The organism is Brachybacterium sp. GCM10030268 (assembly GCF_042666305.1).
Classification (GTDB): Bacteria; Actinomycetota; Actinomycetes; order Actinomycetales; family Dermabacteraceae; genus Brachybacterium.
In genome coordinates, this window is sequence record NZ_JBHTCW010000008.1 from 137153 (window position 1) to 154625 (window position 17473).

Annotated in this window: 18 protein-coding genes; 12 read left to right on the top strand and 6 right to left on the bottom strand. The window is 71.7% G+C overall.

Annotated elements, in window-relative coordinates; genetic code table 11:
* Nucleotides 1-77: 77 nt before the first annotated feature.
* Genes ACFQRD_RS12370 through ACFQRD_RS12395 form a run of 6 tightly spaced genes read left to right on the top strand, consistent with a single transcriptional unit; the run spans nucleotide 78 to nucleotide 5179 of the window.
* Nucleotides 78-554, top strand: a complete 477-nt coding sequence (locus ACFQRD_RS12370; RefSeq protein ID WP_377019928.1) for a holo-ACP synthase — start codon at nucleotides 78-80, stop codon at nucleotides 552-554.
* Nucleotides 551-2134: an NAD(P)H-hydrate dehydratase gene (locus ACFQRD_RS12375; protein ID WP_377019927.1), complete on the top strand. Its 1584-nt coding sequence runs from the start codon at nucleotides 551-553 to the stop codon at nucleotides 2132-2134. Before ACFQRD_RS12370 ends, ACFQRD_RS12375 begins: the two co-directional genes overlap by 4 nt.
* Before the next feature lie 13 nt (nucleotides 2135-2147).
* The gene (alr, locus tag ACFQRD_RS12380; protein WP_377019925.1) at nucleotides 2148-3320 is read left to right on the top strand and encodes an alanine racemase; all 1173 of its coding nucleotides are present in this window, start codon (nucleotides 2148-2150) and stop codon (nucleotides 3318-3320) included.
* Nucleotides 3317-3865, top strand: coding sequence for a tRNA (adenosine(37)-N6)-threonylcarbamoyltransferase complex ATPase subunit type 1 TsaE (gene tsaE, locus ACFQRD_RS12385; RefSeq protein ID WP_377019924.1), 549 nt, complete (start codon nucleotides 3317-3319; stop codon nucleotides 3863-3865). The genes alr and tsaE overlap by 4 nt, the downstream gene beginning before the upstream one ends.
* Nucleotides 3865-4620, top strand: coding sequence for a tRNA (adenosine(37)-N6)-threonylcarbamoyltransferase complex dimerization subunit type 1 TsaB (gene tsaB / locus ACFQRD_RS12390; RefSeq protein ID WP_377019923.1), 756 nt, complete (start codon nucleotides 3865-3867; stop codon nucleotides 4618-4620). Before tsaE ends, tsaB begins: the two co-directional genes overlap by 1 nt.
* 1 nt (nucleotide 4621) lies before the next feature.
* Nucleotides 4622-5179 carry a GNAT family N-acetyltransferase gene (locus ACFQRD_RS12395; RefSeq protein ID WP_377019921.1) on the top strand — a complete coding sequence of 186 codons (558 nt, stop codon included), beginning with the start codon at nucleotides 4622-4624 and terminating at the stop codon, nucleotides 5177-5179.
* A gap of 19 nt (nucleotides 5180-5198) precedes the next feature.
* On the opposite strand, the gene ACFQRD_RS12400 is transcribed toward ACFQRD_RS12395, so the two are convergent.
* Nucleotides 5199-6911, bottom strand: a complete 1713-nt coding sequence (locus tag ACFQRD_RS12400; protein WP_377019920.1) for a hypothetical protein — start codon at nucleotides 6909-6911, stop codon at nucleotides 5199-5201.
* Nucleotides 6896-7729 (bottom strand): ABC transporter ATP-binding protein, encoded by an 834-nt coding sequence (locus ACFQRD_RS12405; RefSeq protein WP_377019918.1) that lies wholly within the window; start codon nucleotides 7727-7729, stop codon nucleotides 6896-6898. The genes ACFQRD_RS12400 and ACFQRD_RS12405 overlap by 16 nt, the downstream gene beginning before the upstream one ends.
* 148 nt (nucleotides 7730-7877) lie before the next feature.
* Here ACFQRD_RS12405 and ACFQRD_RS12410 point away from each other — a divergent pair, with 148 nt between their 5' ends.
* Entirely contained in the window at nucleotides 7878-9185 is a 1308-nt protein-coding gene (locus ACFQRD_RS12410) for an AI-2E family transporter (protein ID WP_377019917.1), read from the top strand.
* 286 nt (nucleotides 9186-9471) lie between these two features.
* Here the strand turns inward: ACFQRD_RS12410 and greA are convergent, their stop codons facing one another.
* Together greA and ACFQRD_RS12420 are read right to left on the bottom strand one after the other, a co-directional pair.
* Nucleotides 9472-9960 carry a transcription elongation factor GreA gene (gene greA, locus ACFQRD_RS12415; RefSeq protein ID WP_377019916.1) on the bottom strand — a complete coding sequence of 163 codons (489 nt, stop codon included), beginning with the start codon at nucleotides 9958-9960 and terminating at the stop codon, nucleotides 9472-9474.
* A 222-nt stretch (nucleotides 9961-10182) separates the two neighbouring features.
* A complete protein-coding gene (locus ACFQRD_RS12420; RefSeq protein ID WP_377019915.1) occupies nucleotides 10183-10575 on the bottom strand; it encodes a DUF4307 domain-containing protein in 393 nt (130 codons plus the stop codon).
* Between the two features lie 281 nt (nucleotides 10576-10856).
* On the opposite strand from ACFQRD_RS12420, the gene mca reads away from it, so the two are divergent.
* Entirely contained in the window at nucleotides 10857-11765 is a 909-nt protein-coding gene (mca, locus tag ACFQRD_RS12425; protein ID WP_377019914.1) for a mycothiol conjugate amidase Mca, read from the top strand.
* On the top strand, nucleotides 11762-12190 hold the full coding sequence (locus tag ACFQRD_RS12430) for a hypothetical protein (RefSeq protein WP_377019912.1): 429 nt from the start codon (nucleotides 11762-11764) through the stop codon (nucleotides 12188-12190). Before mca ends, ACFQRD_RS12430 begins: the two co-directional genes overlap by 4 nt.
* Before the next feature lie 179 nt (nucleotides 12191-12369).
* Here ACFQRD_RS12430 and ACFQRD_RS12435 read toward each other — a convergent pair whose 3' ends face one another.
* Nucleotides 12370-13266: a hemolysin III family protein gene (locus ACFQRD_RS12435; RefSeq protein WP_377019911.1), complete on the bottom strand. Its 897-nt coding sequence runs from the start codon at nucleotides 13264-13266 to the stop codon at nucleotides 12370-12372.
* Between the two features lie 227 nt (nucleotides 13267-13493).
* Here ACFQRD_RS12435 and uppS point away from each other — a divergent pair, with 227 nt between their 5' ends.
* Nucleotides 13494-14252 carry a polyprenyl diphosphate synthase gene (gene uppS / locus ACFQRD_RS12440; protein ID WP_377793119.1) on the top strand — a complete coding sequence of 253 codons (759 nt, stop codon included), beginning with the start codon at nucleotides 13494-13496 and terminating at the stop codon, nucleotides 14250-14252.
* A 172-nt stretch (nucleotides 14253-14424) separates the two neighbouring features.
* Nucleotides 14425-15885 carry a PhoH family protein gene (locus ACFQRD_RS12445; RefSeq protein ID WP_377019909.1) on the top strand — a complete coding sequence of 487 codons (1461 nt, stop codon included), beginning with the start codon at nucleotides 14425-14427 and terminating at the stop codon, nucleotides 15883-15885.
* Nucleotides 15886-16241: 356 nt separating this feature from the next.
* Here ACFQRD_RS12445 and ACFQRD_RS12450 read toward each other — a convergent pair whose 3' ends face one another.
* The gene (locus tag ACFQRD_RS12450; protein WP_377019907.1) at nucleotides 16242-16655 is read right to left on the bottom strand and encodes a hypothetical protein; all 414 of its coding nucleotides are present in this window, start codon (nucleotides 16653-16655) and stop codon (nucleotides 16242-16244) included.
* Nucleotides 16656-16691: 36 nt separating this feature from the next.
* Here ACFQRD_RS12450 and ACFQRD_RS12455 point away from each other — a divergent pair, with 36 nt between their 5' ends.
* Nucleotides 16692-17225 carry a hypothetical protein gene (locus tag ACFQRD_RS12455; RefSeq protein ID WP_377019906.1) on the top strand — a complete coding sequence of 178 codons (534 nt, stop codon included), beginning with the start codon at nucleotides 16692-16694 and terminating at the stop codon, nucleotides 17223-17225.
* Nucleotides 17226-17473 lie beyond the last annotated feature (248 nt).

The window sequence follows — 17473 nt, forward strand, 5'->3', positions numbered from 1 at the left end:
GCAGGGCAGGGGCGCCGCGAAGCACCTTCCCTGCCGGGCGAGCCCCTCCCTGCTGAGGGTGTGATACTGCCGGGGTGATGAGCTTCCCCTTCGACCAGCCGACGCCCGGCCCCGAGGACAGCTTCGGGGGCCGGGCGTTCGCTCCGCGTGAGGACGGCACCGTGGCCGGCGTCGGCATCGACGTCGTGGACATCTCCCGCCTCGCCGAGATGACCGCGCGCACCCCCGCTCTGCTGGAGCGGCTGTTCACCCCCGGTGAGCGCGGACTGTCGGCCGCGTCCCGCGCCGCCCGAGTGGCTGCGAAGGAGGCCGTCGGCAAGGCTCTCGGCTCCCCGGGCGACTTCTCCTGGCAGGACGTCACCGTCGACCGCACCGCCGCCCGCCGCCCCTACCTGCGCCTGCGCGGTGCCACCTTGCGGGCCGCCGAGGCACAGGGCATCGTACACCTGCACCTGTCGCTGTCCCACGACGGGGACATCGCGACCGCGATCGTGGTCGCCGAACGTGAGCGGCCCTCGGGAGACCGGGGGCCCGGGGAAGGAGGCACCGCATGATCCGTGGATACACCGCCCAGGAGGTCCGCGAGGCGGAACAGCCGCTGCTGTCCGCCGGCCAGCCGCTGATGCTGCGCGCCGCCCGCGCCCTCGCCGACCGGGTCCGGGAACGGCTCGAGGCTGGGGCCGACGGGGAGCCGGACAGCCCCGAGCCCCACCGCGAGACCCCCGTCGGCCCCCGCGTCCTCGTGCTCGCCGGTCGCGGGTCCAACGGCGGGGACGGACTGCACGCCGCCGCGATGCTGCGCCGCGACGGCATCGCAGCCGAAGCGATCGCCACCGCCGACGGCGTCCACGCCGAGGGCGCCGCAGCGCTCCGGGACGCCGGCGGCACCATCCACTCCCTGGCAGAGAGCTCCGCCGACGACCTCCGCCAGGTGATCGCGGGCGCCGGTCTCGTCCTGGACGCGATCCTCGGCATCGGCGGGCGCCCCGAGATCCCCGCCGCTCTCGAACCCCTGCTGGAGGCCGTGCGCGCCGAGCAGGTCCCGGTGATCGCCGTGGACGTGCCCAGCTTCGTCGACGCCACCAGCGGCCGGGCGGCGCCCGGCGCCCTCGCAGCGAGCGAGACCGTCACCTTCGGCGCCGTCAAGGCCGGCCTGCTGCTGCCCGGCGCCGCGCACCTGACAGGGACCCTCCACCCCGTCGACCTCGGCCTCGGCGAGCATCTGCCCGCCCGGCCCGCCGCCGAACGCCTCGAGGACAGCGACCTGCGCGCGCTGTGGCCCCGCCCGGAGCGGGACGCCACCAAGTACTCCCGCGGCGTGGTCGCCGTCGTCGCCGGCAGCCCCCGGTTCCCCGGTGCCGCCGTGCTGACCTGCTCCGGCGCCGCCCGCGCCGGGGCGGGAATGGTGCGCTGCGTGGCGCCGCAGAGCGTCCTGGACCTCGTGCTCCAGACCCGGCCGGAGGTCGTCGGCCAGCCCACCGACACCGTGGACCTCGAGGAGATCGGCCGCACCGACGCCCTCGTCGTCGGCTCCGGGATCGGGGGCGAGGACCCCCGGGCCCGCGCCGGCCTCGACGTGCTCTCCCATGACATCGACCACGCCGGCGAGCACGGGAAGGACCGGGACGGCGACGGGGGAGCAGGCGGGCTGGAACGCGGCGTGATCGACGCGGGCGGCCTCGCCGCCATGACCGCCGAGCACCGCTTCGGGTCCGACGTGGTCCTCACCCCGCACCGCGGCGAGGCCGAACGGCTCGCCGATCGTCTCGGGATCGGCACCGACCTCCCCGGCCCCGAGCTCGCGGCCGCGCTCGCCGGCGCGACCGGCGCGACCGTGCTGCTCAAGGGCGCCGTGACCCTGGTCGCCCCGGGGGACGGCGGCCCCTTGCGCGCCCAGGACGACGCCACCTCCCAGCTCGCCACCGCCGGCACCGGAGACGTCCTGGCCGGCGTGATCGGAACCCTGCTGGCCGCCGGTCTGCCCGGACCGGATGCCGCAGCCCTCGGCGCGATGCTCCATGGTCGCGCGGGGCGCCTCGCGTCCCGGGACGGCCTCCGGCCCCTGGTCGCCCTCGACGTCGCCGACCACCTCCCCGCTGCACTCGGGGCTATCCTGGCGGGCGCCCTGCCGTGATCGAAGGAGTTCGATGACCATCCCGATGCCCGCCGAGGACCCTCGGCACGTGCCCAACCGTGTCGTGATCGACCCCGCGGCCATCACCGAGAACACCCGCGCCCTGACCGGTCAGCTCGAGGAGCACACAGCCCTGATGGCCGTGGTGAAGGCCGACGGCTACGGTCACGGCATGCTGACGGCGGCGCGCGCGGCGCTCGAGGGCGGGGCGACCTGGCTGGGCGTCGCCCATCCCGCCAGTGCACTGGCCCTCTCCCGTGCCGGCCTCGACGTGCACATCCTCACCTGGCTGTACGAACCGCACACCGCCGCCGAGGTGCTGCCCGACGTCCTCACCGCCGGCATCGACGTGTCCGTCGGGTCCCCGGAGATGCTCGAGCTGGTCGCCGCTGCCGCCCGCCAGGCCGAGCGCCGCGCCCGCGTGCACCTGAAGATCGACACCGGCATGGGGCGCAACGGCATCCTGCCCTGGCAGGTGCGCGAGATCGGCGCCGCCATGCAGCAGGACGACTTCGTCCAGGTCGTCGCCGCCTGGACCCACCTCACCAGCGCGGACGACCCCGCGGATCCGGCCACGGACCAGCAGGTCGACCTGTTCGACTCCGCGTGCGAGGCCCTGGCCGACGAGATCGGCCCGATCCCCCTGCAGCACATCGCCAACTCGGCGGCGCTGCTGTCCCGCCCGGACCTCCACCGCGACCTGGTCCGTCCCGGCATCGCCCTGTACGGCTACCCGCCGGTGCCCACCGACGTCCCGCTGCGGCCCGCGATGACCCTGACCAGCCGGCTGGCCATCGTCAAGGAGGTCCCCGAGGGGCACAGCCTGGGGTACGGGAGGATCCGCAGCACCAGCCGTCGCACCCGGCTGGGCCTGGTCCCGATCGGGTACGCCGACGGCCTGCACCGCGCCGGCAGCGACCGCTGCGACGTGCTCGTGCGCACCGGCTCCGGGGACCACATCGCCCCGCAGGTCGGCCGCATCAGCATGGACCAGATCATCATCGACTTGGGCCCCGACAGCGACGCCGTCGCCGGGGACGAGGTCTTCCTGTTCGGGGACGCCGGCGGTGAGGCCACCGCGCCGACCGCGAGCACCGCCGATGACTGGGCACTGGCCGCCGGCACCATCCCCTACGAGATCCTCACCTCCGTCTCCGGCCGCGTGATGCGGGAGACCCGCGCATGAGCCCCCTGACGATCCGCACCACCGACGCCGACGGCACACGCGCCGCCGCCGCCGCCCTCGCCGGGGCGCTGCGGGCCGGCGACCTGCTGATCCTGGACGGTCCGCTGGGCGCTGGCAAGACCACCTTCACCCAGGGACTGGGACAGGGCCTCGGGGTGCGCGGTCCCGTCGCCTCGCCGACGTTCGTCATCGAGCGCGTCCACCCCAGCCTCACCGGTGGGCCGGCGCTGGTGCATGTGGACGCCTACCGGCTCGGCGGGGGAGGCGACATCGACGACCTCGACCTGGAGGCCGACCTCGACCAGTCCGTCACGGTCGTCGAATGGGGCCGCGACCGCGTCGAGCACCTGGTCGACTCGACGCTCCTGATCGAGCTCGAGCGGCCCGACCACGTCGAGGACCCCGATGATCCCGACGAGCCGCGCACCCTGCGCCTGACCCCGCGAGGGCCGCGCTGGGACCGCGCCGCGACCGAGCAGCTCAGGGCCGTTCTGGGCCTGGAGGCTGCAGACCGCACCGCACCGACACCGGGGGAGGACCGCTGATGCTGCTGGGAATCGATACGTCCGGGGCCGTCAGCGTCGCCGTGGCCCGCGCCTCCTTCGGTGCCGGCCGGGACGCGACCGGCGCGGGAGCGGAGGCATCGCCCTTCGACGGCGCCCCCGCGCCCGAGGTCCTCGCTGTGCGCTCCGACCAGCGGGCCCGTCATCACGACGAGGTGCTCCTGGCCCTCATCGACGAGACGATGCGCGAAGCGGGCGCCACCCGAGCCGAGCTGACCGGGATCGTCGTCGGCCGCGGCCCCGGCCCGTTCACGGGCCTGCGCGTCGGCCTGGTCGCCGCCCGCAGCATCGCCGACATCCTCGGCATCCCGCTGTACGGGCTCAGCTCCCTCGATGCCCTCGCCGAACAGGCGCTCGCCGAGTACGCCCCCGCGGCCTCTGCTTCGCTGACCGTCGCCGTCGCCCTGGACGCCCGCCGCCGCGAGGTCTACCACGCCCGCTACCGGCAGGACGCCGACGGGACCCTGACCCGCACCGCGGATCCCGCGGTCGACGCCCCGGCCGCAGTTGCCGCGGACCTCTCCGCCTGCGACCTGCTCGTCGGCTCCGGGGCCGCGCTGTACCCGGAACTGCTGCCGGCCACCTCGCCGCTGGTCGACGCCGACGCCGGGTACCTGATCCGCGCCGCCTCCCGCCTGATCGGACAGGGAGAGGACCTCGCCGATACCGATCCCATGTACCTGCGCGAGCCCGACGCCGCCAAGCCCACCGCGCGCAAGAGCGCTCTCGGGCTGTGAGATGACGGCCGACCTGCCGCGGGAGGACCCGTCGGACCAGCCGGAGCCGACGGGCCGGCCGGACCAGCGCGACCAGCTGGGCCAGCCGGAGCAGGGGGATACGTTCCGCTGGGCACTGCGTCCCGCTGGCCTTCACGACGTCGAGGAGATCGCCTTCGCCGAGCTCGAGCTCTTCCCCGACGAGGCCTGGACCGTGTTCCAGCTCGCCGCGGAGATCGAGCACCGCGACCGCCGTTACGTCATCGCCGCGCGGGGCCCCGACGCGACCGGTGACCTGCTCGGCTACGCCGGGATCATGCTCGCCGGGGACGTCGCCGACCTGCACACCATCGGCACCCGGATCGAGGGCGTCGGCATCGGCCGCGCCCTGCTGGCCTGGTGCGAGGACCAGGCGCGACGGGCGGGGGCGACGCGGATGCTGCTCGAGGTCCGCGAGGACAACTCACGCGCCCGGACGTTCTACACCACGGCCGGATACCGGACCATCGACCGCCGCCGCGGGTACTACCGCATCCGCGGCCGGCAGATCGATGCGCTGGTGATGGAACGGGATCTCTGACCCGCCTTCACGCGAGGCCCTACAGGAAGTCGCGCACCTTCTGGAACAGGTCGGGGTAGCGGCTCTCCAGCCGGACGGTGCCGATCCGCAGTCCCACCAGGAACGCGACCACGCCCAGCAGGAGCGACAGCACACCCGCGACGAGCTGGATCGCGGGGCTCCCCACGATGAGTCCCCAGACAGCGACCCCGACCGCCGGGAGCTGGGGGACCACCACCGCGATCATCGAGATCGTCATCGACAGCATCGCATTGGTGCTCGAGGCGGACTTGTCCTTCATCGGGTTCGTGCCGGGAGGAGAGGCCGGGTAGGGCATGATCACCCCGACCGCGAGGGACACCCCCCAGCCGGTGATCGCGGTGCCCAGGGAGCCCAGCACCGTCAGCGGGACCAGGTGCCCCATCCCGAACAGCAGCGGCACGGCGACGGTGACCACGACGATCACGGGCACCATCAGCACCGCCATGGCGGCCACGCGGCCCAGCTGGTTCGCGCGGGCCGGGAGCCCGGCGGTGATGTTGACCCAGCCGGAGGGACCGTCGAACCCGATCTCGTTGGACAGGGTGATACCCGTCAGCCCGCACATCATGATCAGGATGGCCAGCATCATCGGCCGTGAGTCGGGGACGGCGAGCCCCATCGCGGCGAAGAACAGGAGCATCAGCGGGTACATCCCGATCGCGGCGAGATACCGGGTGTCGCGCCGCCAATAGCGCAGCGACTTGCCCATCACCGCGCCGAACGCGCCGGGCCGGACGAAGCGGGGCACCAGGGGAGAGACCTTGGTGGCACCGGAGGAGGCATCACCGCTGAGGGCGGAGGTGACGGACGCATCGATCGAACGTCGCCACCACAGCCATGTCGCCGCGATCGCGACGGCGCCGATCAGCGCCCGGGCCAATGCCGGCAGCACCTGGCCCTCGGCGAGATCCATCGGCACCGCGAACAGCGCCCCGAACGGGGTCCAGGCAGCGACCTCGACGACGGTGGGCAGCAGCTGCCTCAGCCTCTCCGCGTCGAGATCCTCGACCCTCTGCAGCAGCAGGGAGCCGCCGTAGATGGCGGCGAACATGATGACCATGCCGATGATCCCGCCGACCTCGCGGCCGCTGCGCGAGGAGGCCCTGCTCGCAGAGTGCGCGAACCAGGCGCGCGGCAGCAGCAGGCACAGGGCGACCGCGGCGAGGTTCGCCGGGATCAGAGCGACCATGGCCGCGGCGATCCACAGCGCCCCCTGACCGAACAGGATGAGCCACAGGATCTCGAACGCCGTCGCGATCAGGACGGCCAGGAGCGTGAACGCGCTGGGCAGGCTGAGCGCGGCGGCGGCGAAGAGCCCGGGCTGGAGCTGCTTGGCGCTGCGGGGGAGCAGGGCGAAGGCGCGCGGATCCAGCGTGTCGTCCAGCCCGAAGGCGAGCACGGGGATCGCCAGCCACATCAGGACCGTGAGCGCGCCCAGACCCCGGATGATCATGGGGAAGGTGGAGCCCTCTCCCGCCCACAGCGTCGCACTGAGGAACAGTGCCACCAGGGCGGCCATGCCGCCGAGCGCGTACAGGACGCCGAAGCAGGTGCCGATGATCTTGCCGACGTTCTTGCGGTAGGACCGCTTCCACAGGGTCCACTTCAGTCCCAGCAGCAGGCGCAGCAGGGAGCGCTGGGAGACGGAGCCGTGGTGGATCCCGGCCGCGGAGGCGGTCGCAGCGTGCTCGCTGCTCAGGACTCCAACCACGACAGGCTCCCCTCCTCGACGTCGGCCCCGCCGACGAGATCGATGAACGTCTGGACGAGGCTGCCGCCGCGGCGGACCTCGTCCAGCGTGCCGTCGGCCATCAGCTCCCCGTGCGCGATGATCGCGACGTGGCTGCACAGCCCCTCGACCAGCTCCATCACGTGGCTGGAGAGGACCACGGTGCCTCCGCCCTCGACATAGGCGGTGAGGATCTTCCGGATCACCTGCGCGGAGACCGGGTCCACCGCCTCCAGCGGCTCATCCAGCACCAGCAGCCGCGGGGCGTGCAGGAGGGCACCGGCCAACAGGATCTTCTTGGTCATGCCCGCGGAGTAGTCGACCACGAGCTTGCCGTCCTCGCCCGCGAGATCGAGGGCCGTCAGCAAGGACTGGGTGCGCTCCTCGACGACCTCGGGGTCCATGCCGCGGATCAGGCCGACGTAGGTGAGCAGCTCGCGTCCCGTGAGCCGGTCGAAGGTGCGCAGGCCGTCGGCGAGCACGCCGAGCCGGGCCTTGGCCTTCTCCGGCTCCGCCCACATGTCGGTGCCGAGCACATGGGCGGTTCCGCCGCTGGGCCGCAGCAGGCCGGTGGCCATCGACAGCGTGGTGGTCTTGCCGGCGCCGTTGGGGCCGACCATCCCGTAGAACGAGCCGCGGGGCACGTCCAGGGATATCCCGTGGACGACCTCGGTGCCGGAGAAGGACTTCCGCAGTCCACGGATCGACAGCGCCGACTGCGGCGGGACGGCGGCGCTCTCGGCCACGGGAGCGGCGGGGCCGGTGCTCGGTGACGGGGAGGAGGGCGGGACGGAGTGCATGTGATCACGGTATCGAGCGAACGGTCGGCGGTGCTCCGTCCCTCGGTCACCGGCACGTCGACCTTCGTCGGCCCTGATCAGGTACCGCGGGCTCGAGCCGCCAGCTAGAGTGACCCGGAGTCGAACCGGCTCTGACGGAAGGAGCCCCATGTCGAAGCTGCGCCCGACCCCTCGTGCCCCCGGTCTCGCACCGGAGGTCGAGGAGATCCCCATCGGTGTGCGCCGGCTGGCGTCCTGGTCCTGGCGGGTGATCGTCATCGTCGCGGCCTCAGCCCTGATCCTCTGGGCTCTGCTGAAGATCACCACCCTCGTGATCCCGGTGCTCATCGCCGTGCTGCTGGCCGTGATGCTGATGCCGATCGTGAGGGTCCTGACGCGCTACACGTTCCTGGGCCGGGCCGCGGCCAGCGGCATCGCACTGATCGGTCTGCTGCTGCTGGTCGCCGGCATGTTCACCCTCGCCGGGCGTCAGCTGATCGCCCAGTTCTCGGACATCCAGGACAAGGCCGTCACCGGCTTCCAGTCCGTCATGGACTGGGCGACGACGACGTTCCAGATCGACGCCCCCATGATCGACAGCGCCATCAACGAGGGCCTCACGCAGCTGCAGGAGAACGCGGATGCCCTGCTGAACTCGGCGCTGAGCACCGCTGCTGTGATCGGCAACCTCGCCACCGGCATCGTGATCTGCCTGTTCACGCTGTTCTTCCTGCTCTCCAGCGGGTCGACGATCTGGCGCTGGGTCGTGGGGCTGCTGCCGCCGGCCGCCCGTGAGGACACGCACGAGGCCTTCCGCCGCGGCTGGAAGGCCCTGTCGGCATACGTGCGCACCCAGATCCTGGTGGCGGCGGCCGACGCGGTCGGCATCGCGATCGGGATGGTCTTCCTGGGACTGGGCTCCTACGCGGTGCCGATCTGGCTGCTCGTGTTCCTGTTCTCCTTCATCCCGCTGGTCGGTGCGATCGCCTCCGGGATCATCGCGGTGCTGCTGGTGCTGGTGCTGCAGAACTGGATCTTCGCGCTGATCATGCTGGGCATCGTGGTGGCCGTCCAGCAGATCGAGGGCAACGTCCTCCAGCCCTTCCTCATGGGCAAGGCGGTCGAGCTGCATCCGCTCGCGGTGTTCCTGGGCGTGGCCGCCGGCGCCATGATCGCCGGGATCCCGGGCGCCCTGTTCGCGATCCCGCTGATCGCCTTCGTCAATGCGACCCTGCTGTACATCGTCGGCCGCGATCCCAGCCCGGAACTGGGCCATGACGATGCGGCCGCCGACCATTTCGCGGCCCTGACGGGCGGCAAGGGCGCCCAGCGGAGCACCCGCTCCCAGGACGATGCCCAGAAGCGGTCCCCGGCGAAGTCGTCCCGGGAGGGATCCACCGCGGAGGTCTCCTCCGGAGGAGCCCGCCCGGACAGCGCCACGGGATCGGCGGGGGAGGAGCCGGCGCCGTCGAGCTGACCGGGCCGTCCGCCGGCGGGCGGCGGATCGTCCGGGGCCCTGCCCGCGACAGGCGGCGGATCGCCGTCGGACCTCTCGGAGCGCCGAGCCCCACCCGGAGCGCTGATCACCTCTCGGAGGCGGGCACAGCGCGGCAGACACAGCGCGGCAGACACAGCAAGGACCCCTCTCCGGCCATCGCCGGAGAGGGGTCCTTGCTCGTGCGAGACGGCTCGTCGGTCGGGGACCGGTCTGCGGGCCTCGCAGGGAGGTGTCGGTGGCGCGGCGCTCGGAGAGCGCCCGCGGGTCACGGACGGTAGGGCTTGGCCTCGAGGATGTCGACCGGGAACGACTTGCCGTTCGGTGCGGTGTAATCGACCGTGTCGCCCACCTTGGAGCTGTGGATCGCGCTGCCCAGCGGCGACTCGGTGGAGTAGACCTCGAGGTCGGAGTCCTCGGCGATCTCGCGGTTGCCCAGCAGGAACGTGCGGTTCTTGCCGGCCAGCGTGATCGTGACGACCATGCCCGGCTCGACCACACCGTCGTCCTTGGGGGACTCGCCCACCACGGCGTTCTTGAGCAGACGCTGGAGGTCGGCGATGCGAGCCTCCATCTTCCCCTGCTCCTCGCGGGCGGCGTGGTACCCACCGTTCTCCTTGAGGTCGCCCTCGTCGCGGGCGGCGGCGATGCGCTCGGCGATCTCCGTGCGACCCGGCCCCTCCAGCTCAGCGAGCTCCTTGGCGAGGCGGTCGTACGCGTCCTGGGTGAGCCAGGCGCCATTCGGCTGGCTGCTCATGGGTTCACTCCTGTCGTCTTCGGTGTGCGCATGCGGGACCGCGGAAAAGGGCCCCCGTACGCGAATCACGGGGCACATGACCTCATGCGCCCCGTGTGCGGATGATGATGACCGGCGCGTCGCCGGTATCGGAATACCTTACACCGCGAGATTCCGAGTTCCGGGACCCTGTGCGCTGTTTCGCGATCGGAGAACCCGGGTTCTCCCTCGACGGCTCACGGATCAGGCCGGTTCGCAGCCCACCACTTCCGCGGAGACCGCCTCGCCCTGGGTGGCGATCTCCACGTGGTGGGCGCTGCGCCTCTCGGACTGCGCCGCGATGGTGGTCTCGACGAAGCCGACCTGCGCGCGCCCCTTGTTCAGGGCCTGGATCTGGCAGACGGCCTCGGTTCCCGGACGCATCGTCACCACGTAGTCGACCCCGATGAGGTCGTCGTCGAGATGCTCATAGGCGAGCACCTCGGACTTGATCGGGTTGCTGGCGACCTGCATGCCGACGTAGACGACGACGGCCAGGAACACGGCTGCGGCCGCGGCCAGGAGCACTCGTGCCGTGCGCTTCGTGACGATCGGGCCGCCGTAGCGATCCGTCGGACGATGCGTGGAACCATTCATGCCCTCAGTCTTCCAGACCCCGGTGGGCCCGTTTCTCAGACGGCCCCGCAGGTTCTCCTCCCGGTCGCGCCCGCAGGCTCTCACGCTGCCCCTCGGGCGAGCCCCGGCCGACGGTCACGGCGCCGCCGGAGAGCTCCCGTCCCGTTCCCGTGTGACCGTGCCGGGCACTGGGATCCTTCAGTCGGGGTGGCGTACGATCGGGCGCTGGTGCCCCACGCGATCCGGTGCCCGCACCGGGCCCGTCCGGGGCCGTTCCCATCCCGCCGCTTCCGAGGAGTGCCGTGTCCGTCCAGCTTCCCGCCCCTGATGAGACCCTGCGGATGGTGGCCGTCCACGCGCACCCGGACGACGAGTCCTCCAAGGGCGCCGCGACGACCGCTCGCTACGTGCGAGAGGGGGTGCAGGTCACCGTCATCACCTGCACGGGCGGCGAACGCGGTGACGTGCTGAATCCCAAGCTGCGCGACGATGCCTCGCTGATGAGCGACCTGCCGGCGGTCCGCCGCCGCGAGATGGCTGAGGCGCAGCGGATCCTGGGCGTGGATCACGAGTGGCTGGGCTTCATCGATTCCGGACTGCCCGAGGGCGACCCGCTGCCGCCGCTGCCCGCCGGCAGCTTCGCCACGCTCTCCCCGGAGGAGGCGGCCAGGCCGCTGGTGGAGGCCGTGCGCCGACTGCGCCCGCATGTGATGACCACGTACGACGAGAACGGTGGCTACCCCCACCCCGACCACATCCAGGTCAATCGCGTGAGCCTGGCGGCCTTCGACCTCGCCGCGGATTCCGATTTCGCGCCCGAGCTCGGCGAGCCCTGGGAGGTCGCGAAGCTCTACTACATCAACGGCTTCCACCGGCAGCGGTTCTCGGCGATCAACCGTCATCTGCGCGCCGAGGGCACCCCCAACGAGGAGCTCGAGCAGATGCTGCAGCGGCTCGACGAGAGCACAGACCGGCTCCTGACGACCCGGATCGACGTGCGCGACTACCTGGGGGTGCGCGATGACGCACTTCGTGCCCACGCCACCCAGGTCGACCCCGACGGCCCGTTCTTCCGCATTCCGCACGAGGTCGAACTCGCCGTGTGGGGGACCGAGGACTACGAACTGCACATCTCCCGCATCGGCGTGAAACTGCCCGAGAACGACCTTTTCGCCGGGCTGCGTCCCGACTCCCTCGAGGCCCGGCCATGACGGGCACGGGGCTCATCCCCGCCCTCGGCGCCGGCGTCTCCGGGACGGTGGGGCGCCTTCTCGCCGATCCCGCCCCCTCGGACGGGGAGGATCTCAACGCCGTGACGGTCTCCCCGGGGCTGCCCGGGTTCCTCGTGGTGTTCCTGCTCGCCGTCGTGGTCGTGCTGCTGGTGCTGGACATGTCGCGGCGCACGCGCCGTGTCCAGGCCCGCGCACGGGTCCAGGAGCGGATGGAGGCCAAAGCGGCGGAACAGTCCGCGAAGGGCGAGCGCGCCCGCGAGGATTCAGACGCCGCCGGCCGGGAGGATCAGGGCGGTCCGGAGGGTCAGGGTGGCCCCGAAGGCAGGGGCGGTCCGCCGCAGTCCGGCCCGTCGGCCGACGGGGATCCCAGCCGCGGAAGCGACGACCAGCGCGACCAGCGCTGAGGCCCGGGCCCGTCGGCCGGCAGCGGCCCGGTGCCCTCACGGGCGGCGCGGAGCTGGCACCTGACGCGAAGCCTGCACAGGGCCCGCCGCCCGCACGCGACGCGAGGCCCGCCCGCGTGCCGTCGGCGAGCGCCGGGGGAATGCGGCTCTCCTGAGCGGCGGGGTGGTCCGCCGCGTGATCAGGCGATGGAGACGGCGACCGCGGCGAAGTGGCAGCCGAAGCCCGCCAGGGTGCCCGCGTGGAAGATCTCGTGGAAGCCGAACCAGGCCGGTGAGGGATTCGGTCGTTTCAGGCCGTAGACCACTGCGCCCGAGGTGTAGGCCAGACCGCCGGCGACCAGCAGCACCACCACGGCCCAGCCGCCACCGGCGTAGAGCTGCGGCATGTAGAAGATCGCGATCCAGCCCAGCGCGACGTACGCCGGCACGTACAGCCAGCGCGGGGCACCGGTCCAGAACAGGCGGAAGCAGACGCCCACCGCCGCGCCGCCCCAGGCGATGGCCAGCAGGGTCAGCGCCTGGCGCGGCTGCAGCAGGGCAACGGCGATCGGCGTGTAGGTCCCGGCGATGATCAGGAAGATGTTCGCGTGGTCGAACCGCCGCAGCATGATGGCGCGCTCCGAGGACCAGCTGCCGCGATGGTAGGTGGCGCTGACCCCGAACAGCATGCCGGCCGTCAGCACGAACACGGCGCACGAGAGCCGGATCGCCGTCGTCTCGCCGAGAGCGACCAGCAGCAGACCGGCCACCAGGGAGGCCGGGAACGCGATCAGGTGCAGCATCCCGCGCAGGCGCGGCTTGGGCAGCTGCACGCCGAGCCGCGTGGCACGCGCAGCCATGGACCGGGTCAGGCTCCGGGGCGCGAAGGTGTGCTCCGCGGCGGTGGGGATGTCGGCATCGTCCCCGGTGTCCGCCGGGCCCTGGTCCCCGGCGGTCTCGGAGACCGCCTCGACGGCTTCCTGCGCGGCGCGGTCCTCGCGCCGCCGAGCGCGCGCCTCGGCCCGGGGTGGCTGCCCGGCGGGCGGAACATCGTTCGAGGGCTGCGAGGAATGCTCGCGGCGAAGGCCGTTGGTCATGACGGAGAGCCTAACCTACGGGTGCGTAACTTAGTGCTGCGGCACCCTGTGTCGATCCGGTGATGATCCCTGTGGATTGCAGGGACCGCGTGTGGATGTCACCGATAATGGCAGGGGGCCGCGAGCCCGGTCGATCCCCTCCGGGCGCGCGATCGGGTACGCCATGCGGTGCGGCCATGCCATTCTGGCGGGGGACCTCGCGCGGATCGACGGAAAGGGAGGCTGCTGTGGACGACGACGGCCTTCTCTACCGCGTCTACGAGAGGCGGCTGACCAAGGAGCTGGAGGCCTACCAGCTGCCCCAGCACCTCGGCGTCATCGTCGACGGCAACCGGCGCTGGGCGAAGGCGGCCGGTGAGACCACCGAGCACGGTCATCGCGTCGGGGCCGCCAAGATCGTCGAGTTCCTCTCCTGGTGCGAGGATCTGCGCATCCCGCTGGTCACGGTGTGGATGCTCTCGACGGACAACATGCGCCGGCCGCCCGAGGAACTGGTGGCCCTCTACGAGATCATCGCCTCCACGGTCGAGGAGATCGTGGAGGCCGGCTACTGCGTCAGGCTGACCGGCAACGCCGAGGCGCTGCCCGAGGACGTCCGTGCCGGCATCGCCCGCACCCAGGAGCGCGCAGCCCCGGATTCGCCGCTGACGGTGAACGTCGCCATCGGCTACGGAGGCCGCGAGGAGATCGTCGATGCCGTGCGCGAGCTGGTCCTCGACCTCGGCGGGCAGGGGAAGACCCCCGAGCAGATCGCCGCGGAGGTCAGCGTCGGCTCGATCGCCGATCACCTCTACACGCGAGGCCAGCCGGACCCGGATCTGATCATCCGCACCTCCGGCGAGCAGCGGCTGTCGGGCTTCCTGCTGTGGCAGTCGGTCCACTCGGAGTACTGGTTCTGCGAGACCTACTGGCCGGGGTTCCGGCGCGTGGACCTGCTGCGCGCCCTGCGCGATTTCTGCCGACGCGAGCGGCGCTACGGCGCGTGATGATCAATCCCGTCGATGCCGCCGTGGCGGTGGCAGACTGGCCGTACCGGAGCTCGTCAGAACTCCGGATGACGATCGGGTGAACGTCGAGCCCGCCGACGGCGGGACTCGCCCGGCGCCGGGTGCCGGCGCGGTTAGTGTCCTGGCATCCGCGAGATTTCGGGAGGCTCCTATGGATGAGACCACCATCGCCCGTGAGACGGCGCCGGCCGACGGAGGCCTGGCACCGGATGGCTCGAGTTCCGGGCGGGAGGTGATCGAGTCCCCGAACCGGGACGGCTCGCCCGTCGTGCCCTCCCTGCAGCCCGGCGTCGCTCAGCAGGTCCTGGCCGACATCGAGACCGGCGTGATCACCTACGTGCTGGACACCTCGGTGCTGCTGTCCGACCCGCTGTCCCTGCACCGCTTCGCCGAGCACGACATCGTGCTGCCGATCGTCGTGGTCACGGAGCTGGAGTCCAAGCGGCACCACCCCGACCTCGGGTACTTCGCCCGGCAGGCGCTGCGCCTGCTCGACGACCTGCGCGAGCTGCACGGCAACCTCGCCCAGCCGCTGCCGATCGGCAAGGCCGGCGGCCATGTGCACGTCGAGCTGAACCACATGAACTCGGCGTCGCTTCCCGACGGATTCCGCCTGGGCGACAACGACACCCGCATCCTCGCGGTGGCGAAGAACCTGCAGCTGGAGGGCAAGCACGTCGTGCTGGTCTCCAAGGACCTGCCGATGCGCATCAAGGCCTCGGCCTCCGGGATCCACGCCGAGGAGTACCGGGCCGAGCTCGCCCGCGACCGCGGCTACACCGGCATGGTCTCGGCCGGCGTCGACGAGCAGACCATGAGCGATCTCTATGCCGGCAAGACCGTGGAGATCCCCGAGGTGGCTCACCAGCCGGTTCACACCGGGCTGACGATCACCAGCCCGCGGGGCTCGGCCCTGGGCCGCATCACCCGGGACAAGAAGGCGCGACTGGTCCAGGGCGACCAGACGGTCTTCGGCGTCGGTGGCCGCTCCGCCGAGCAGCGGGTGGCGATCGACCTGCTCCAGGACGAGTCCGTCGGCATCGTCTCGCTCGGTGGCCGTGCCGGCACCGGCAAGAGTGCGCTGGCACTGTGCGCGGGGCTGGAAGCGGTGCTTGAGCGCCGCACCCAGCGCAAGATCATGGTGTTCCGTCCGCTGTTCGCGGTGGGCGGGCAGGAGCTCGGCTATCTGCCCGGTGACCAGTCCGAGAAGATGGGGCCGTGGGGACAGGCCGTCTTCGACACCCTCGGATCGATGGTCTCCCAGAACGTCATCGACGAGGTGCTCTCCCGCGGCATGCTCGAGGTCATGCCGCTGACCCACATCCGCGGCCGCTCCCTGCACGATGCCTTCGTGATCGTGGACGAGGCCCAGTCGCTCGAGCGCAACGTGCTGCTGACGATGCTCTCGCGCATCGGGCAGAACTCCCGCGTGGTCCTCACTCACGACATCGCCCAGCGCGACAACCTCCGCATCGGCCGGTACGACGGGATCGCCTCGGTCGTCGAGGCGCTCAAGGAGAAGGAGCTGTTCGGGCACATCACCCTCCAGCGCTCCGAGCGCTCGAAGGTCGCCGAGCTGGTCACGCACGTCCTCGACGAACCGGTGCTCTGACGCCGGCCGGGCGCACCTGGCTGGGCCCGGGTGCGCCTGGCCGGGCCGGAGTGCGCCTGGCCGGGCCGGAGTGCGCCTGGCCGGGCCGGAGTGCGCTCGCCCGCGGCCGGGGTGCGCGGGAGATCGTGCTACAGGGTCCGGCTGGGCTGAGCCACGATTGGAGCCAGCATGTGCACAGCTAGGCCCATATAGCGCCTAGCTGTGCACATGCTGGCTCCAATCTGACCCGGCCCATCCCGTGCAGGCCCGCGCAGAGCGGGGACGGTCCGCGACCGCCCGGCCCATCCCGTGCGGGCCCGCGCAGAGCAGAGCCGAGGCCACCCCGCACGGTTCTGCTCGCAGGCTCGTCGGGACGGTCATCCACAATCGGGCGACAGTGCTTGTCCGAGTGCGACGGGTGACGTCTTCTTGGGGGCATGCAGATCAGGGGCGTCCGGCACCGAGACCAGCTCCGTGGCGAGGACGGGGTCGGCACGGAGGATGTCGCGCGGTGGCGTCGTCGCGGAGCGCTGCGCAGCGTCCAACCGCGGTACGTCACCCCAGAGGCCCCGGAGTCCCTGGTCGTTCTCCTCGAGCACGGTCTGCGCCCCACCTGCATCGATGCCGCAGCATTCCATGGCCTCTGGACGCCGCTCCACACCGGCGTGCACGTATACCGACCGCGGGCCGATCGACGTGCCGAGCTGCTCGAACCGATCCGGCTCTCCCCGGTCCGGCGAGAGGAGGGCCAGGTGATCCGGCGGGGAGCGCCGGAGCCGCTGATCCTCCACGGGCGAGGGATGTCCGCCTGGCCGGACGATGATCCTGTGCCGTCGATCGAGCTGGTGCTGGAGCATGCCGCACGATGTCTGCCCACCGTGAAGGCGGCGATCCTGTTCGAGTCCGCTGTGCATCAGAGAAAGCTCACGCTTGCCGCAGCGCAGGCTCTCGTGGCGAGATTGCCGACCCGCCCACGGCGCCCTCTCTCGCGCATCCGCGGTGACGCCGAGTCCGGGACGGAGACAGCAGTGCGCTGCTGGCTGGAGGAGCGACGCATCGAGGTGCGGCCCCAGGTGCGCTTCGTCGACGGCGCCGGTGACGAGCGGCGGATGGATCTGCTGGTCGGTCACAGCTGGGTGATCGAATGCGACAGCCGGAACTTTCACGATGATCCCGCCAGCTACCAGGCGGACCGTCATCGAGATCTGTTCCTTCGTGCGAAGGGCTACACCGTCACGAGGCTGACATGGGAACAGGTCTTCCTCGAGTGGAAGGCGACGGAGGTGATGCTCTGTGCGGTGCTGGGGCGCGGCGATCACCGTCTCCCGGTCGCCGACCGCATTGAACGGTGGGCAGGTTGAGCCATGCGCCGAGCCGGGGCGCGCCTGGCTGGGCCGAGGGTGCGCCAGCTGGGTCCGGGGCGGGCCTGGCTGGGCCGGGGGTGCGCCAGCTGGGTCCGGGGCGGGCCTGGCTGGGGTGGGTGAGCGGCGATCGGAGCCAGCATGTGCACAGCTAGGGCGTGTCTCCTATATGTGAGGCGGTTTCACTTGAGAGCCTGTATGCATGGCTACCGCGACGACTCGACATCAGGTCCTGTCCGACGAGCAGT

Coding starts and splice junctions, on each gene's coding strand:
- ACFQRD_RS12430 (WP_377019912.1), top strand. CDS start 11,762: ATGACGGGCACGGGGCTCATCCCCGCCCTCGGCGCCGGCGTCTCCGGG.
- ACFQRD_RS12405 (WP_377019918.1), bottom strand. CDS start 7,729: ATGCACTCCGTCCCGCCCTCCTCCCCGTCACCGAGCACCGGCCCCGCC.
- ACFQRD_RS12410 (WP_377019917.1), top strand. CDS start 7,878: ATGTCGAAGCTGCGCCCGACCCCTCGTGCCCCCGGTCTCGCACCGGAG.
- ACFQRD_RS12370 (WP_377019928.1), top strand. CDS start 78: ATGAGCTTCCCCTTCGACCAGCCGACGCCCGGCCCCGAGGACAGCTTC.
- alr (WP_377019925.1), top strand. CDS start 2,148: ATGACCATCCCGATGCCCGCCGAGGACCCTCGGCACGTGCCCAACCGT.
- ACFQRD_RS12395 (WP_377019921.1), top strand. CDS start 4,622: ATGACGGCCGACCTGCCGCGGGAGGACCCGTCGGACCAGCCGGAGCCG.
- ACFQRD_RS12445 (WP_377019909.1), top strand. CDS start 14,425: ATGGATGAGACCACCATCGCCCGTGAGACGGCGCCGGCCGACGGAGGC.
- ACFQRD_RS12375 (WP_377019927.1), top strand. CDS start 551: ATGATCCGTGGATACACCGCCCAGGAGGTCCGCGAGGCGGAACAGCCG.
- ACFQRD_RS12435 (WP_377019911.1), bottom strand. CDS start 13,266: ATGACCAACGGCCTTCGCCGCGAGCATTCCTCGCAGCCCTCGAACGAT.
- tsaE (WP_377019924.1), top strand. CDS start 3,317: ATGAGCCCCCTGACGATCCGCACCACCGACGCCGACGGCACACGCGCC.
- ACFQRD_RS12420 (WP_377019915.1), bottom strand. CDS start 10,575: ATGAATGGTTCCACGCATCGTCCGACGGATCGCTACGGCGGCCCGATC.
- greA (WP_377019916.1), bottom strand. CDS start 9,960: ATGAGCAGCCAGCCGAATGGCGCCTGGCTCACCCAGGACGCGTACGAC.
- tsaB (WP_377019923.1), top strand. CDS start 3,865: ATGCTGCTGGGAATCGATACGTCCGGGGCCGTCAGCGTCGCCGTGGCC.